This window comes from Virgibacillus senegalensis (assembly GCF_000821245.2).
GTDB classification, from domain to species: Bacteria; Bacillota; Bacilli; order Bacillales; family Amphibacillaceae; genus Sediminibacillus; species Sediminibacillus senegalensis.
Map to the genome: position 1 here is coordinate 690,330 of NZ_LN611424.1, position 16,431 is coordinate 706,760.

General features: G+C 42.7%; 15 protein-coding genes. 5 read left to right on the plus strand and 10 right to left on the minus strand.

All coding sequences use genetic code 11. The features are described from left to right. Window positions 1–443: 443 nt before the first annotated feature. The 8 genes from BN1067_RS07495 to BN1067_RS07530 all read right to left on the minus strand — a co-directional run bounded on the left by BN1067_RS07495 (window position 444) and on the right by BN1067_RS07530 (window position 10,426). Window positions 444–2,240, minus strand: a complete 1,797-nt coding sequence (locus tag BN1067_RS07495) for a cation:proton antiporter (RefSeq protein WP_053218262.1) — start codon at window positions 2,238–2,240, stop codon at window positions 444–446. A gap of 257 nt (window positions 2,241–2,497) precedes the next feature. Beyond that, window positions 2,498–3,145 carry an HD-GYP domain-containing protein gene (locus tag BN1067_RS07500; protein ID WP_053218263.1) on the minus strand — a complete coding sequence of 216 codons (648 nt, stop codon included), beginning with the start codon at window positions 3,143–3,145 and terminating at the stop codon, window positions 2,498–2,500. Window positions 3,146–3,273: 128 nt separating this feature from the next. Beyond that, entirely contained in the window at window positions 3,274–3,945 is a 672-nt protein-coding gene (locus tag BN1067_RS07505; protein WP_053218264.1) for an ABC transporter ATP-binding protein, read from the minus strand. Then, window positions 3,938–5,059, minus strand: coding sequence for an ABC transporter permease (locus BN1067_RS07510; protein ID WP_053218265.1), 1,122 nt, complete (start codon window positions 5,057–5,059; stop codon window positions 3,938–3,940). Before BN1067_RS07510 ends, BN1067_RS07505 begins: the two co-directional genes overlap by 8 nt. After that, on the minus strand, window positions 5,047–6,282 hold the full coding sequence (locus BN1067_RS07515) for an ABC transporter permease (protein WP_053218266.1): 1,236 nt from the start codon (window positions 6,280–6,282) through the stop codon (window positions 5,047–5,049). The genes BN1067_RS07510 and BN1067_RS07515 overlap by 13 nt, the downstream gene beginning before the upstream one ends. Window positions 6,283–6,302: 20 nt before the next feature. Further along, window positions 6,303–7,862: a DUF6583 family protein gene (locus BN1067_RS07520; protein WP_053218267.1), complete on the minus strand. Its 1,560-nt coding sequence runs from the start codon at window positions 7,860–7,862 to the stop codon at window positions 6,303–6,305. A 248-nt stretch (window positions 7,863–8,110) separates the two neighbouring features. Continuing rightward, window positions 8,111–9,361 carry a YIP1 family protein gene (locus BN1067_RS07525; RefSeq protein WP_110943370.1) on the minus strand — a complete coding sequence of 417 codons (1,251 nt, stop codon included), beginning with the start codon at window positions 9,359–9,361 and terminating at the stop codon, window positions 8,111–8,113. A 189-nt stretch (window positions 9,362–9,550) separates the two neighbouring features. After that, complete coding sequence (locus tag BN1067_RS07530; RefSeq protein WP_053218268.1) at window positions 9,551–10,426, minus strand: NAD-dependent epimerase/dehydratase family protein; 876 nt, start codon at window positions 10,424–10,426, stop codon at window positions 9,551–9,553. Between the two features lie 167 nt (window positions 10,427–10,593). Here BN1067_RS07530 and BN1067_RS07535 point away from each other — a divergent pair, with 167 nt between their 5' ends. Continuing rightward, entirely contained in the window at window positions 10,594–11,085 is a 492-nt protein-coding gene (locus tag BN1067_RS07535) for a DinB family protein (RefSeq protein WP_234400679.1), read from the plus strand. Window positions 11,086–11,102: 17 nt separating this feature from the next. Here the strand turns inward: BN1067_RS07535 and BN1067_RS07540 are convergent, their stop codons facing one another. Together BN1067_RS07540 and BN1067_RS07545 are read right to left on the minus strand one after the other, a co-directional pair. After that, window positions 11,103–11,645, minus strand: a complete 543-nt coding sequence (locus BN1067_RS07540; RefSeq protein WP_053218269.1) for a competence protein ComK — start codon at window positions 11,643–11,645, stop codon at window positions 11,103–11,105. Window positions 11,646–11,720: 75 nt separating this feature from the next. Continuing rightward, a complete protein-coding gene (locus BN1067_RS07545) occupies window positions 11,721–11,969 on the minus strand; it encodes a helix-turn-helix domain-containing protein (RefSeq protein WP_053218270.1) in 249 nt (82 codons plus the stop codon). A gap of 446 nt (window positions 11,970–12,415) precedes the next feature. Between BN1067_RS07545 and BN1067_RS07550 the strand changes: the two genes are divergently transcribed. From BN1067_RS07550 to BN1067_RS07565, 4 genes are all read left to right on the plus strand, one after another. Continuing rightward, window positions 12,416–13,474 (plus strand): TRAP transporter substrate-binding protein, encoded by a 1,059-nt coding sequence (locus tag BN1067_RS07550; RefSeq protein ID WP_053218271.1) that lies wholly within the window; start codon window positions 12,416–12,418, stop codon window positions 13,472–13,474. Between the two features lie 121 nt (window positions 13,475–13,595). Next, window positions 13,596–14,141 (plus strand): TRAP transporter small permease, encoded by a 546-nt coding sequence (locus tag BN1067_RS07555; RefSeq protein ID WP_053218272.1) that lies wholly within the window; start codon window positions 13,596–13,598, stop codon window positions 14,139–14,141. Window positions 14,142–14,144: 3 nt separating this feature from the next. Further along, window positions 14,145–15,425 (plus strand): TRAP transporter large permease, encoded by a 1,281-nt coding sequence (locus BN1067_RS07560; RefSeq protein WP_053218273.1) that lies wholly within the window; start codon window positions 14,145–14,147, stop codon window positions 15,423–15,425. 9 nt (window positions 15,426–15,434) lie between these two features. Then, the gene (locus BN1067_RS07565) at window positions 15,435–16,430 is read left to right on the plus strand and encodes a C-terminal binding protein (RefSeq protein ID WP_053218274.1); all 996 of its coding nucleotides are present in this window, start codon (window positions 15,435–15,437) and stop codon (window positions 16,428–16,430) included. Window position 16,431: the final 1 nt, after the last annotated feature.

Here is a 16,431-nt window from a genome sequence, read left to right on the forward strand (position 1 = left end):
ATCCAGTAGTATAGAAAAAGAGAGGCCATCCACCAAGAAAGCCTCTCTTTTCGTTTTCTCTTCTTCCCGGTTGAGTTGATCCTCTTCGGCTGGAACTTGCTCATCTTTCAGGTTGAGATGATCCTCTTTGGCTGGGACTTGCTCATCTTTCAGGTTAAGATGATCCTCTTCGTCCGGAACTTGATCTTCTTCCGGTTTGAGTTGATCCTCTTTGTCCGGAACTTGCTCCTCTTCCCGGTTGAGTTGATCCTCTTCATCCGGAACTTGATCATCTTTCAGTTTGAGATGATCCTCTTCGTCCAGAACTTGATCATCTTCCGGGTTTAGTTGATCTTCTTCGCCCAGAGCTTGCTCCTCTTCCCGGTTGAGTTGATCCTCTTCGTCCGGAACTTGCTCATCTTCCGCGCCGTGTAGATCATCTCAGCCGGAACAAGACCCTAGTATTATTCTTCCTCTTTCTTCATCAATACGATCAGCTGGTCTCCCTCTTCAAGCATGAATTTTTTCCGCAGGCTGATCAGCTCGACACCGTTTTTCTCTTTTTTAATGAAAAGTGGTACCACATCTGCGGGCAGGTTTTCTCTGGTTACTTTATTCTTTTCTTTTATGATAATGGTTTGCAGCGAGTAGACGGTATTGATTTTCCGGTTCAGTTCTGTGAAAATAGCGTCTTCGGAAAACAGCAAATGGGTTCGCTGCGACTTGTCGACTTGTTCCTGGTCGTTGGAATCGTTCCTGCCCGGTAAAGAGAAGGTGTTGTTATAACCGAATTCCGGTGCGTAAGACTGTATGACTAGTGCGTTATAGGAACTGTCACCGGTCATTGCCAGGATGGTTTCATACGGTGTCAGGTCCACATCATATTGTGTATGCTCGGCAAGTATCTGGCCGTGATGAACCGGGATGTCTTTAGCAATGGCGCCTTGAAGCCGTCCCGCAGAGGAGTCACTGATCAACACGGGAATATCAAATTTCCGCAGGTAATCGGCCAAAGCGATTGAAAAGCTGCTGGCACCGACGATGAGAATTCCGGGAGCTGCGTCATTGGCAAGTCCCAATGTTTTTGCTAACGGTCGTAACGTAAATCCGTGGGCGCAAACGGTAATAAAGACAAGGGCGAATGTTAACGTGGTCAGCAGGGAAGCTCCCTGATGTCCTTCTTCCATTAACAAGGCAGCGAAATATCCCGACACCGTCAGTGCGACAACGCCTCTTGGTGCCACCCAGCCGATCAGTGCTTTTTCGGAAAGGGTCAATTCGGTGCCGATTGTGGATATCCAAATCGATAAAGGACGGACAAGAAACAACATGACAAGCACAAAGCCGATAATTGGCAACGTGAAAATTTCGGCTATTGTTTCCCTGGACAGGGAAGCGGTCAGCAAAATAAAAATGGTCGACGTTAACATAACGGAAATGTTTTCGACAAAGTGGTTGATATTACCGATGGAAGAGACGTAACGTTTTGTCCGGGCAAGGGTCAAGCCCATTACCGTAACTGCGAGCATTCCTGTTTCATGCATGATCACTTCCGCCGCAGTGAAGCAGATCAAGACAAAGGCAAGCATGATCGGTGATTTCAAATATTCTGGAAATATACCTTTACTGATCATAATACTGACGGCCATGCCGATCGCATAACCAAATACGACTGCGATCAATGCACTGAAGAAGAAATTCAACAAGTAGTCAACATGCAACGAATCAACGGTCAGCACTTTGATGACTTCGTAGGCAAACAGTGCAAGCAACGGACCGAAGGGATCGACAATGATTCCCTCCCACTTAAGCGCTGCAGCGATACGCGGAGCCAGCTTGGCATTCCGTAATAAAGGAATAATGACTGTCGGGCCGGTTACGACAAACAAGCCGCCGATAATAAACGATACCTCATAACTAAGACCGGCGATGAAATGGGCAGCGAGTGACCCGGCAATCCAGGCAATGAACGCACCGACTGTAACGATGCGAAAAACAGACTTGGAGATGCCTCTAATTTCGCGAATGTCGAGACTGGAGCTTCCTTCAAACAAAACAATGGCTACGGCCAAAGAAATCAAAGGACTGTAGAGACTGCCCAATGTTTCCTGAGGGTTGAACAGGCCGAGAATAGGGCCGAGCAGCAAGCCGGCAATAGACATGATCACAATCGAAGGCCATTGAATCCGCCAGGCTAGCCACTGGGAGAAGATTCCGATTCCGAGGATGACGACAATGCTGACTAGTACGAGATTCTCCATTTATATAAAACACCTCTTTATATGTATCTTAGAATTAGGGAAGAAGGATAAATATTTGCGTAAAAACATCCTGCAGGCATAGCTCCCTGCAGGATGGTGGATTTGCTGTTAATCCTTATTCCATTTAAGATAACTTTGAATGAATTTATTATACCTATTAGAACAGAGAAAGAATAGCATTATTTCTTTTTATTGGTCATGAGAAATGTTGCAACAAGTGTATGTAAGAGATCGCTCTTTTCACCTATAGCTTTTATTTACAAAATGTCTGCCGGGTTTTCGACCTTTTCAAATAATTTTTCGATGAAAGGGAAGTTGAATGTGTCGTACCAATTTTCCGGCAGTTCCAATTCCTGCAACAAAGAAATAAATTCTTCCACCAGGTTTCCATCAAATTGGGACCAGGAGCACCGGCGCAACTCATCAAAAGCTTGCTGATGCGACATTTTCTGCTTTTTATAATTTCGCATATCATAGGTCATCGTATCAAATGAGTCGCAGATTCTGATAATCCGGCCCTGGATGGAAATGTCCTCTCCGATCAGGCCGCGCGGATAACCGGTTCCTTTCCAATCCTCGTGATGATCACGGATGAAACGGGCTGGTCTCAACTTACCGAGTTCTTTTCGGACGATGACGTTGCCGATATGCGAATGGCTCTCCACAATCGTCTTTTCCATCGTAGTCAGCTTTCCAGGCTTCAACAGGATTTCCTTAGCAATTCCCATTTTCCCAATATCATGTAAAAAGGCGGCTATTCGTAAGTCCTCATCGTAACAGCCAATTTTTTTGGCTAATAAAGTGGATAAGTACATGACGCGTAAGGAATGATGCTTAAACAATTGTAGTACTTCATTGTCTTGGGCGATATTATCAAATAACGATTCCGGAGTCCGTTTTGTCATTCAACCAACCCTTCCCTTTTATTACAACATATTATAACAAAATATAGTGAATTTTCACACTATTAGACAATGAACCAAGGTATCAATCACGCCTGTCTTTTTGTAAATCTAGTAATCCCACATGCTTTTTACAATACGTGCACGTCTTTCCCGTGATCCTCCAGGAATTTTTTATAGAATGGATCGGTTCCGATACCATAAATCCGGTCACATAATGAAGTGATTTCTTCCATGTCGTGAGAAGTATAAAGGATCAGTTTATTTTTGGATTTTGCCAGATGGCGCAGATAGGCACCTATTTCTGTTTTTGATTTTAAGTCGATGCCGACCGTCGGTTCATCCAAAAGTAAAATGTCCGGATCATGGATAAGACTAAGGGCAATATTTAGTTTGCGCTTCATTCCTCCGGATAAGGAGCTGGTTTTGTGTTTCCAATGCTCCAGTTTCATATCCTGGCAAAGCTGTCTAAGCTCTTTCTTTGTTCTTTTCTTCCATGACAACTGTTCAAAAAACACCATATTTTCTTCTACAGAAAAGTCTTCCCAGACAGCAATATCCTGCGGTACAAATCCGATCTTCTTTCGCAAATCAAACCGGTTGTCCTGATAGTTTAGCTCGTTATACAAAATCCGGCCGCTTTCGATTGGAGTCAGCGTTGACAGGATTTTAAGCAAGGTAGATTTTCCGGCACCATTTTCCCCTACCAGGCCTATTACTTCCCCTTTATTGACTGTAAAAGAAACGTCTGATAAAACAACTTTTTTTCCAAAGTGTTTCGTCAAGGATTCTACTTTAAGCATAGGCTTTCTCCTTTCTAAAGTACCAACATGCAAGCAAGATGACGGATCCCAAAAGCCAACTGTTCACTACTTTTCCCTTCAAAAAAGCATCTATCGGACTTAATGCCGTTACCCATCCATGATCGAAAGGAACCGAGATCCATGCTCCTCCTAAAATCGATAAAAGCATGACAATTGGAAGAACGGAAACATAGTAATGAAAGGTGGATCGGAAAAACTGGGCGAACAAAAAGGCTATCGTACTAATAGAAAATTGAAAACTGAGCATGGAAAGAAAATCGGCAAGACGGATTTGCTCATCCAGGTAGTAATCGAATATTCCAAGAACGATTCCATCAACCAGCCAAAGAAGGGCTAAATAAATCAGGCCGTTATAGAGCAAATAAGATTTATAGGAAATGTTCAAAAGCGACAATCGAAGGGTGATGCTAGACTGTCTTTCTTTAATTAGCCAGTCAAATAGAAAAAAAGTGGACAATAATGCGAACGCAGCCCAGATTCCCCAAATGTTCCAAAGGGAAATAGAGGTGTCCTCCTGTTTTTCTGATTGATGAAAAGAAAAGGTTGTATGCAGCAAAGCTTCCTGTTTTTTGATTTCCTTACTGGTTGTAACGATTTCCTCCCAATTCCAGCCAATATTCCCGTTTTGTTGTTCAGCCAGCTGGATGACATAATGGGCAGCCCGGGAACTACTCGCATCCTCCTGTACATAGGAGGCAATCGCTTCTTTTACAGGTGTATAAGCGAAAGACCTATCAGACGTATAAGCAGTAATCAGCCGGTTGCGGTTGTTGGAGCTTATTTCTTCTTCATATCCGTCTCTGATCACAAATACACTGTCCAGCTGATGTTGTTCCAGTTGGCGAAGCGCTTGATTCATCTCTGTTTGCTGGACGGAAAGTAACGGATTATCGTTTATTGCTTCCGTTAAGTCTGCAGCGAGCTTCGATTCGTCCTCAACCACTAGCCCGACCGGAATTTGCGTCTCCTGCTGCCATTGGGTCGCAGTAACAACAAACAACGTGGAAAAAACAACTGGGACCAAGAGCCAGAACAGCAGGCTTAGCCATTGCTTGTGAAAGTGCATGAATCGCGTTTTGATTATTGCTGCCATTCTTGAACACGCTCCTTCCAGATAGACAAAACAACCAAAACGGCGAAATGGACAAGTCCTAGTAGAATCAGTATCCCATATTCCGCGAACATTCGTCCTTCCATTGCCACTTTCGTCAGCTGGTCAAATGCTTGGGCTGAAAACAGATACGGAAGAACGGTTTGTACTTTTTCCGGGAAGTAAAGGGAAGGAATAAAAGCTCCGCTGATAAATAGAACCAACCCGGTGAAAATCCCCTGGATGAACAAGGTCATTTTTTTTGAGCGAAATAGTAAATCACTGATCGCCATTCCTGTTAAGAAAAGGAGGCTATAGATGGTGACCAGAAGAGTTATTCGGCCAAAATCGATCAAGTAAAATTCCGTTTTGGTAAGCTTGATATAGAGGATAAACCCAGACATGGCCAGCAACATCCCATAACCAAAGGTTACAGCCAACCGGGATATCATCCTTTGGAGAAAGGTCACGTTATACAATCGCATTCTGTTCCACATCGAAGTGCCTTCATCGTCACCTAATAACGTGAAGATGCCAAAAAACCAAATGGTAGTTAACACAAACCATCCTGCAAGTGCATAATAATGGGCGGGATTAGACGTTGTTAAATTTGTGACTTCTCTTTCATTGAAAATTTTCCCTTTTGCCGACAATGTATAGATCATAAATTCATTAAATTGATCGAGTAGGATTTCTTGTCTTTTTTTATCGCTGATCGGCAGTTGTTTGGCATACTCATTGATCGTCAGGATACTAGCCTGGGCAGAAGCGATGTAACGAGTCATGCTTTCGACTAATTCCTTTATTACATAGCTTTCTACCGGCCGGTCTGCGTTTCCCACAATTGGTATCTCTACTGATTTTCCGGTGTAGAGGTCATTGGTAAATTGTTCGGGAAATGCAATATAGGCGCTAATAGTCCCATCTTTAACAGCCCGTTCGGCTTCAGGGCCGGTAAAATGGGTGATATGTATATAGGAACCGAGCAATGAAGAGTTGTCGATGACATCGACAAGCATGGTTGTTTCTTCTGATTTATCTAAATCGACTAATCCGACCTGAATGGTCTCGTCTTCGTCGGGTAGAAGGATAGAAGAGACGATGTAAAAAAACAGCGCAATTAGGATAATTGGAAACAACAAAAGAAGAGGAAGAGACTTCCACTTCTTTTGTAGTTGCTTATGGTGTTGTTTGATGAAAAAAACAATTCGCGTTAAATGAAGCATGAATTCCACTTCCGTTCAGCTTAAAAGCCCATATTGGAATTGTAAAAGGATCCATAATATTCCATCATCCAATTTTGTAATTGGGGCATGACGTCTTCGTAGTAATAGGATTCCATCTCTTCTGGACTCATCTTCCCTATATCCACCACATTTTCGGATCCGGTATCGATATCCAGACTCTTAACTAGTTTAGCATCACTGCTTACGTTCAACTGGAAGATATCCTGGCTGATTCCTTCCCCTTCCAAGGCTAGGTGATGCTCTGCATTCATTTGATCCTTGTCATATGAAGACTGGCCATCCCAGATCAAATTGTAGGCTTCCATGGAAGCAGGATCATTCATTGAAAAGGAACGGTCGAAGTCTCTTGTTCCACCTGCTAATTCCTCTGTACTTGTATAATTAAATTCTAATCCGCTGCCTGTGTTGGTTAGTGTAATTTCGTCATCGGCTTTATTGTCTTTCCATGACAAATCACCGGTAATATGGAAAGTGTCGTCTGTCCATTCGTCTTTAAAACCGAGTGTGTAATCGAAGTTTTGAGCCTCTTTTGTAAGGAGTTGATCCGCTGTAAGGGATAACTGTACAGGCTCTTCTTCTTTATATCCAAGATCGACAGAGAAGGCGCGTTTTACAATCAGATCATCTTTCATCCATAAAATTGAGGTCAAACCGTTTGGAAGTTTGAGATCCTCCAAATCTTCCTTGCTTTCCTTGATTCCTTCTTCAAAGTCTTCGAGAAAAGCGGTAATCTCGCCATTGTTTAAGGTGACAGGATTTAGGGAAGCCTGGTCTTTTATGATTTCTTTTAACTGGTCATCGTTCTCCATCGTGCTCAGCACTTTTTTTAGTAAACCCTTCACTTGATTTTCTGAAAGGGACAGTGTGACTTTAGAAGCGTCGACTTTTTCTCCATTCACATCCACCGTTTCATCACCAGCAGCAAATGCGTCTTCCGGCAATTCATCGTAGATCATTTTTACGTATGTATCCTGAAGATGTTTCAACTGATCTTCACTCAAAGTAGATTGTTTGAAAAAATTGTCAAATTCGATTTCTTCTTCCCCTGAGAATGTATAAGGGTCGGCCTGCTGTAGCAGATCTCCAAGGTCCGTTTCATTCACTTGCACGAATTCCTTTAAAAATGGAAGGGTGAACATAGCCTTATCGCTTGTTAAATAAAATTGGATTCCTTCAATCGAAAGCTCGGCGATGTTTGCTCCCGCTTCAAGGGACATTTCTTGCTTCTCCGGATTATAACCACTTTTCAATGTAATGGTTGCATTATTGATAATATCGGACATGCCTGTCATATCATAACCGGATGGATCATTGTATTCGGCAGAAACTTCAAAGGTAGATTCACTTGGTTTTTCCTTTGTTGCTTCCACCCAGTCCAATTCATCGCTGTAACGATTCTCGACAACCTCTTTCATAAATTGGAAACTGTTTAACTCCGCACTAAAGTATTGCTCCTTTGGATTCTTTTTCAACAGTGCAGAAGCGGAAATTGAGGCGCCGATCACTATGACGGCCGCTAACACAATAATCCATAACGTTTTTTTTGAGATATTCTTCATTTTCTCCCCCACTTTTCCCTACGTAAAATTTGAACCGAACAAAAAGTCACAAAAATAGATAATACATAAAATTGCGAATTCCGGCACATTTTTATATATTATACTAATTTCCGACAAAATCCTAGTCCTTTTTCCCCTTATCTAAAGAATATAGAGCAAAAGATATGGTTGCCGGTAAACTTTATATCGGAATGAAAAAGTCTTACTTTAATGACGAAAAGAAAAAAGCCGCAGTTAACGGCTTTTTCTCACTCATTATTGTCATCATCCCTGCTTTCTTCGTAGCGGCGTCTCTGTCGATAGCCATAGGTCGTATTCAAGACAGTGTCCTCGCTTTCCAGTGCTGCACCCAATGCTCCGACAATGGTGCCGACAGAGCTTGCCAGCCAGGCCAATGTGATATAATTCGAAAAATCGACTTTATCATTGATTTGCGATTCCAAAATGTCACCTGGTATAAACACGATAACGGCGATGAAAAACAAGATAAACAGGGTAATATAATACATCGTCACCGCTACCATCAAGGTGAAGACCGTAGATACATTGTACAGCCTGGCTATATACGGCGACTTGGCGTTGACCGTGTTTTCCCATAAGCCATGAACAACGACGATCCATACAGAAAGCATGGTGATTGCTGTGACCATTAACAGTAATAGTCGAAAAGGTTCCAGCGCATTACTTAGCTGCCAAAGGGTAGGAAAGATAAGGCCATAGGCACCAGAGGTGAAAGCAGCAGCGATTACTTGCTTAAAGGCTGGAAAAGCGGTCCAAGGGCGATTGGCTCGGACCATTCCGGTTAACATACGCCAGCCTCCGTGAATCTTCGAATGGATTGTATAGCGAACATCCACCTCATAGTCTGCATCGGGGGTGGTTCTTACAATCGGAGATAACAGATCAAACAGTCTCTTGCTGAAAAGGTCCTTTGCCCCTTTCATCTTCCATCTTCTTTTGCCTTGTTGTTTTTTACGAGATTTTTCCGCTTGTGTTTTTGGTGGTTCTTCCGAGCTGCCGTTGTACATATCGTTTATCAATTGCAAAATGCCTTCCTGTACTCTGCGTAGAATGGGGGTTCCACCGAGCGCGGGTAAGGATAACCAGGCACTTCGCCTTTTCTGGCTTGCTTCAGCCACAACCAGCCGTTTGTTCAAAAAGATTGGCAAATCTGTGATACTCACCGCATAATCCCATTCAAAACGGTCTTTACAATGCATGGTTTCTTCTAATAGCTCGTCTGAATCTGCCGTTGCACCAGTCAGCGGATCCGTAACGGTTATGACTTCCCATGTTACTTGATCGTCCGTATAGTTGCTTAAATAGTCGGGTAAGTTTTTAGCCAGCTTATTTGCGAGTGCTTCTGGCAAATCCGGAGAAGGAACGAGACCTATTGTGATATCTGCCTTCGGATTGTCTGTTTCGGTTTGTTCCAGTTCCGTCTCAAGATGTTTCCGCTGCTGGTCGGCATCTGGCCTCGATGGATGTATGCTGTCCATGGCGATAGCTCCTTCTCTTTAGCGAATTCGTCCATTCGGGTATTGACGTTATTAAGGGTTATAACCCTTTCTCCGACAAGGTAAACAGTCTTATTGATGGTATTTTTTTACTGAAACAAGAAAGTCTTTATAGAAAGTAAAAAAACCAACCTTCCACGAAGGGAAGGCTGGACATTTCAGAAGATAGGCTTAAGCTTGCTTTGCCAGGTTCTCAACCAATTCCGGCAGCCAGTCCGACAAGTCGGTAAAAGGAAAGCCGTGACGGGCAGCTTTTTCATTGCTCATCGTCCAGTTGCCTGGAATGTTGTAGGGAGATTCTGTTTGTTTTTCTGAGTATATAACCGGTTGTCCGGTTTTTCCGGCTATTAGCTCCATCAATTGTTCCATGGAAATGGAACCGTTGGCGCAGGCGTTCAGCGGTTCAGCAATATGCATATCAGCCAGCCAGGCTAAAAATTGCCCTGCCTCCTCCTCCGAGATGAAGTTCATTTTTGCATGGGGAGTTTGCAGATAGACTCCTTGACGATATTGAATCTTTTTTATGTACAGAGCCAGACGTCCCGTGTAATCATTTTCGCCAAGCACGATTGGAAAGCGGACAGCAGTAACAGGGAAGGGGGCATGTTGAAAGAAGGCTGCCTCTGCTTGTTGTTTTCCCTGCTGGTAGGAAAAAGCGTCACTTCCAGCCACGACCAGTTTTTCTTTTTTCGGATCAAAATCTTCCTCTTTTACGGGAGGCGTAAGCTTTTCCATGTCATAAACGGATAGAGACGAAGTAAGTACATATTTATATGTCTTTCCTTTGAAAATTTCCATGGCCGTCATTGCATCTAGGGAAGAGAAGCAGATTTGATCATAAATGACATCCCATGTTTCGTTTTTAAAAGCGCGCGACAGGCTTTGTTTGTCTGTTCGATCCAGTACTACACGTTGAACGGAATCACCGAACGGATCAGGGGTTTTTCCTCTCGTCGCGATGGTTACCGAGTAGCCTTTTTTGAGCAGTTGGTTGACCAAATGAATCCCGAAAAACTTGGTACCTCCGAATACCAGGGCTTTTTTCATCGCTAATCCCTCATTTCGCTAATCGCTATTATATAGAGAAAATACACAAAATTTTCCTTCCTGGTTTCAAATATACTATTTACAGAAAAGTTTGTGAATGGATATGGATTATCTTCGCCCTCTACAGTACACTATTGTTAGAAACGAGAGGAGGAAAGACCTTGTCGATGTTAAAACAGCAATACGAGTTGGTGCGCTATACGAGAGAAAATTTGTTTTCCTTTTGTGAGCAGCTTGCTGCAGAAGATTATACCAGGGAAGTAGATGGATTCGGCTGGGCATCGATTCGAACGTTGCATGCCCACGTCGCGGATTGTTACCAGTCCTGGCTCGCTCATTTTGGTCTTAAAAAGAAAAGAGAGAAGTTGAACCCGGAAAAGATCAGCGACGTAGCGGACATGCGAAAGCAATTTTTAAAAATGGACCAGCTTGTACTCGAATTTTTGAATTACTACCAAGCTGATTACTTGCAGAAAATAAGCGGTACTGTGCCCTGGCAGGAAGAACAGGAACAGCTTTCCGCTCTTTGGTTGTTCACACATACGGTTACCCATGAATTTCACCATAAAGGTCAGATTGTTTCGATGGCCCGGCAGTTCGGCTACATCCCTGTCGATACGGATTTATTGACACCTTCCGACATGGAGAAGTATGTGTGAGCAACCGTCTATGCTGGTCAGGAGGGTGGTGTAAGCTCATCGGGCGGATCAAAGGTATAATCGGGTGCTAATTCCTGAGCTGTTTTCATGTAACTGGAAAGCTTGATGTCAGCAATCGCTGCGCGGTTATACTGTTTATTCAGAATATGACTGGATTCCTCCATTGGAAGTTTGAAGCCATTGTGGAAAACAATGATGGATTGTGCAGCAAGTTTCTCTTTTTTAGGAGCGGACATGATGTCGAAGATGTGTTGATAAAAAATCCAATGGCAGGATAGGGAGTCTGGAGCACAGGTGGGAAAGGCGATGATGTTATTCTCCGGACTGATGGGAATCGGCACCTTTTTCATGGAACCGGTGAGGTAGGTCACGGCTGAGCGTCGTCCGTCATAGGAGGAGCCCCCATTCAGACAGCCCTTTTTGATCAGTTCGAGCGGCGGTTTTCTTATGTACAGGCGGCGTTTCCGTTCAATTACGACGGTTTCGTACTCGATTTGGAAGGCCGTCATTAGCGCCATCGTCTGTTTGTTAATTTGGTAGTCCTTTTGAACATTATTCATCCTCAACACTCCTTAGTGAAATTTGTGCTGAATCATTGATGAATCAGAAGCGTGGTATATCCGCTTCTTATCGCGCTACTGAAGTTCGCCCTCCATGTCTTCTATTACCTCGTGAATCAAGTAATGAAGGTTTAATTCAAGTGGGTCGCTAAGCTTGGAAAAAATGTACAAAGAAGGATTCTTTTGTCCCCGCTCTATTTTTCCTAAATAGTTATCATCCACATCTGCCATAATTCCCAACTCACGCAACGTCATCTTTTGTTCCCTTCTCTTTTGCCTTAAACGTTTTCCAAGAAGTTTTCCAAAAATTTCTTTTTCTTTCATCCATCCCCCTCCTTTTCTCTATTATCCTCCTATAAATTGGAAAAATAAAGGTTCTAAAGTAACTTTTTCGAAAAAATTGGTGGATTTAGGAAGAGAAGTAGTGGATGAAAAGGGAAAAAAGGCGAAATGGATACAATGGTAGAGGATGATCGTTCATTTCGGCACATTTTGTTTGGAGGAAAAGTTTTGGTGACGGGCTTTAAAGTTGTCGGGAGAAATTCCCGGAGTTTTCAGCAAAAGCGTTACAGAAATGGAAGCAAGAAGGTCGACTTTTTTACAAAGTACAACTAACATAAAAAAGAAAAAATTTTTTCTTTTTTATGTTGTAATAGAAAAAATTTCGATATATAATGGACACAAGTTTCTGAAACCGCTTACATAATACGTGGTTTCAAATTGATTCAGGCGGGGCAAAACTCGTCACTAAACTTATGGGGGGAAATAAAGTGAAAAAAGTTTTTGCTGTACTATTTACTGTTATGATTCTGTTCGTTTTATCTGCTTGCGGCGGCAATAACGAAAGTACCGCGAAGGATGAAGGGGGAAACAATGAAAAGAGCAATGGAGAAAGTACTTCCGAAGAAAAGGTAATCAGAGCTGGCATTGGTTTGAATGACAAGCATCCGCAGTACAAGGGACTCTTAAAGTTCAAAGAAATTGTAGAAGAAAAAACGGACGGGGCGATCAAGGTTGAAACGTACCATAGTGGACAGCTTGGTGATGACCGGACGATGACAGAGGCTTTGCAATTAGGCTCACAGGAAGTCACCATTCCATCAACAGCTCCATTAGCCAACTTTGCAGATGAGTTCAGCATCTTTGATTTTCCTTTCTTATTTCCTAATGAGGAAGTTGCCGACAAAGTGTTGGATGGAGAAGTCGGACAAAAAATACTTAAGAAATTGGAAAGCAAAGACTTGGTAGGACTGACATATTGGGAAAATGGTTTCCGGGATGTGACCAACAGCAAACGCCCAATCAAAACGGTGGAAGATTTTAAAGGATTAAAACTCCGCACCATGGAAAATGATCTTCATCTAGAAGCATTCCGTGAACTGGGAGCGAATCCGACTCCTATGGCATTTACCGAATTGTTTACGGCCATGCAGCAAGGCACCGTTGACGGACAAGAAAACCCTTACGCTACTATTTATCTGGAGAAGTTTTATGAGGCACAGGATTATGTTTCCAATACTCACCATGTCTATAGTCCATTTGTTTTCTTAATGAGTAAATCCTTTTACGATGGTTTGTCTGCGGAGCAACAGCAAATTGTGACGGAAGCTGCCATTGAAGCAGGTCACTATGAACGAGATCTTAACCGCGAAGCGAATCAGCAATACTTAAGTGACTTGGAAGAGGAAGGAATGGAATATAGCGAGATTTCAGAGGAAGAACATGCGAAAATGAAGGAACTAGTCCAGCCCGTCATCGATAAATATGCAGAAGAAATCGGGAAGGAATTGGTTGACGAGGTTTACCAGGCAGTGGAAGATGCTCAATAATTAAGGCAAACGGGGCTTTGGGTTCTGCTCAAAGCCCCATCAAGGTTGCAAGAAAAAGGGCCGGGTAAAATTGGACCGCTTTTTTACAACTGCAATATGAAGTCTTAGAGAGGCGATAATATTGAAAATTTTAAAGTGGATAGATGCACACCTAGAAGAACTACTACTAGTACTTATTTCGTCTGTTATGGTTTCAGTCATTTTTGTGCAAGTAATCATGAGAATATTCGGTAACTCCTTGTCCTGGTCTGAAGAATTAGGTCGATATTGTTTTATCTGGCTTATTTATCTCGGTATCAGCTATGGGGTGAAAAAACAGCGACATATCAAAGTCGATGTTGTGTTGATGCTCTTGAAAAACAAAGCGAGAATCGCATTAAATATTTTAGCCAATTTGTTATTTCTCACCTTTGCATTATTTGTTGTTTACTATGGAAAAGATATTGCGGTCAAATTGCTGGAGTACGGGCAACAATCACCGGCGCTTCATATTCCAATGGGACTCGTTTACATGGCAACGCCGATCGGTTTCGGCTTAACCGCTTTACGTCTCATTCAAAATATTATTCAGGAGTTCCTGGCTCTGTTGAACCGCGGAAGGTACCGGGTTGCTTCGGAATATGAACGGCTACAGGAAGATAGCCAACAAAAGGTTCAGGGGGAATAAATCATGGCTACTAGTTTACTATTCGGTAGTTTCGCTGTTTTTTTGTTACTGAGCGTACCAATCGGAATAGCCTTGGGACTTGCGACGATGGCAACCATTTATTTTACAGGCTCCTTGCCATTGGAGTTTTTATTTAAAGAGCTTGTTACATCAGTTGACTCCTTTCCGATCATGGCTGTGCCATATTTTATATTGGCAGGGGAAATCATGGGCAAAGGAGGGATTTCCGACCGTTTGTTCAAAGTGGCCAATGCAATCGTCGGCAATAAGACGGGCGGTTTTGCAATTGCTACCATTATGACATGTATGTTTTTTGCAGCGATTTCCGGCTCAGGTCCTGCAACAGTAGCTGCTATTGGCGGTCTTATGATTCCGGTTATGGTTCAGCAGGGCTATGATAAAAAGTTCGCTACAGCTGTAGTAGCATCAGCAGGGTCTATTGGTGTAATTATTCCTCCAAGTATTCCAATGGTCATTTATGGAGTTGTCGGTAATGCTTCCATTGGGGATATGTTTATTGGCGGAATTCTCCCTGGTGTGTTGGTAGGACTAGCTCTGATCATATGGGCATATATATATTCAAAGAAAAAAGGATATCGTGGCAATCAAGTGAAAATGACTTTCCGGGATTTCCTGCTGGCTGTGTGGGATGCCAAATGGGCATTGTTAATTCCAATTATTATTTTAGGAGGAATTTACGGAGGTATCTTTACACCTACAGAGGCAGCGGTCATTGCAGTAGTGTATGGTCTTATAGCCGGACTGTTTCTCTATAAGGAATTGAAAATCAAAGACCTGCCTAAAGTGCTGGTGGATTCTTCGTTAACTACTGCAACTGTATTGATTATTGTAGGGACAGCTACAGCTTTTGGGCGGTTTCTTACCATTGAGCAAATCCCCAATCAAGTAGCAAATCTGCTGCTGAGTGTATCGGAAAACAAAATCATCATAATCCTGTTAATTATGTTGTTATTACTCTTGGTTGGTTGTTTCATGGACACATTGGCTGCCATCATCATTTTAACACCAATATTACTGCCGATAGCTGTAAATTTGGGATTCGACCCAATTCATTTTGGTATTATCATGGTAGTTAATCTGGCAATTGGATTCATCACCCCGCCTTTGGGTGTCAATTTGTTTGTTGGTTCTGGTATATCGGGATTATCAATCGAAGCTTTATCCAAGGCGATCATTCCATTCTTTTTTGCAATGCTTATTTCGCTGTTCCTTATTTTGTTTGTACCACAATTATCGTTATACCTTCTACAATTCAGGCAATAGGGGTGGATTATGGGGAAATTTAAAGTAGTGATCACAGATTATGAATATAACTCCCTCGCGGAGGAAAAAAACATTTTCGAAAAGTTGGATGTAGAGTTGGTCGGTGCCCAGTGCAGAACGGAAGAAGAGGTGATTGCTGCTGCGAGGGATGCGGATGGTATTCTGAATCAATATGCTCCGATTACCGCCAACATCATTCGATCGCTCCGTCATTGTAAAGTCATTTCCAGATACGGAATCGGAGTCGATACGGTTGATTTGAATGCAGCCACAAATGCTGGGATAGTAGTGGCCAATGTCACTGATTACTGTTTAGAGGAAGTTTCTGATCATGCGTTGGCTTTGCTCCTGAACGGTGCGAGAAATATAGCCGCCTACAATAAACAAATTAAACAGGGGAGATGGGATTACAAAAAAGGAAGCAAGTTGTTCAGATTGCAAAACCGTGTACTCGGATTGGTCGGATTTGGTCATATTGCCCAGCTGCTTGCCCGCAAAGCACAAGGCTTGGGGATGAAGGTGGTCGCTGCCGATCCTTTTGTGTCAGAACAAAATGCTGCATCCTTAGATGTTGAATTAGTATCTTTGAAACAGTTATGCCGGCAGTCTGATTTTATTTCGGTCCATACACCGCTGAACGAAAAAACAAGAGGGCTGATCGGTAGACAGGAATTTGATTGGATGAAAGAACAGGCATATATCGTCAATACTTCCCGCGGCCCGGTTATAAATGAAGCTGAATTGATTGAGGCTTTGCAGCAAGAGAAGATAGCTGGTGCGGGTTTGGATGTTTTGGAAAAAGAACCTCTGGAGGATCATCACCCCTTTTTATCGATGGAACAAGTAACACTCACCCCCCATGCCGCTTGGTATTCCGAAGATTCCGAGGCAGATTTGAAAAGAAAGTCAGCTCAAAACGTGGCAGATGTTTTATTGGGATATTTTCCGGAATACTTGGTCAATACAGAGGTGAAAGAAAAGATTTTTTTATCCGTAAAAGGTTGAA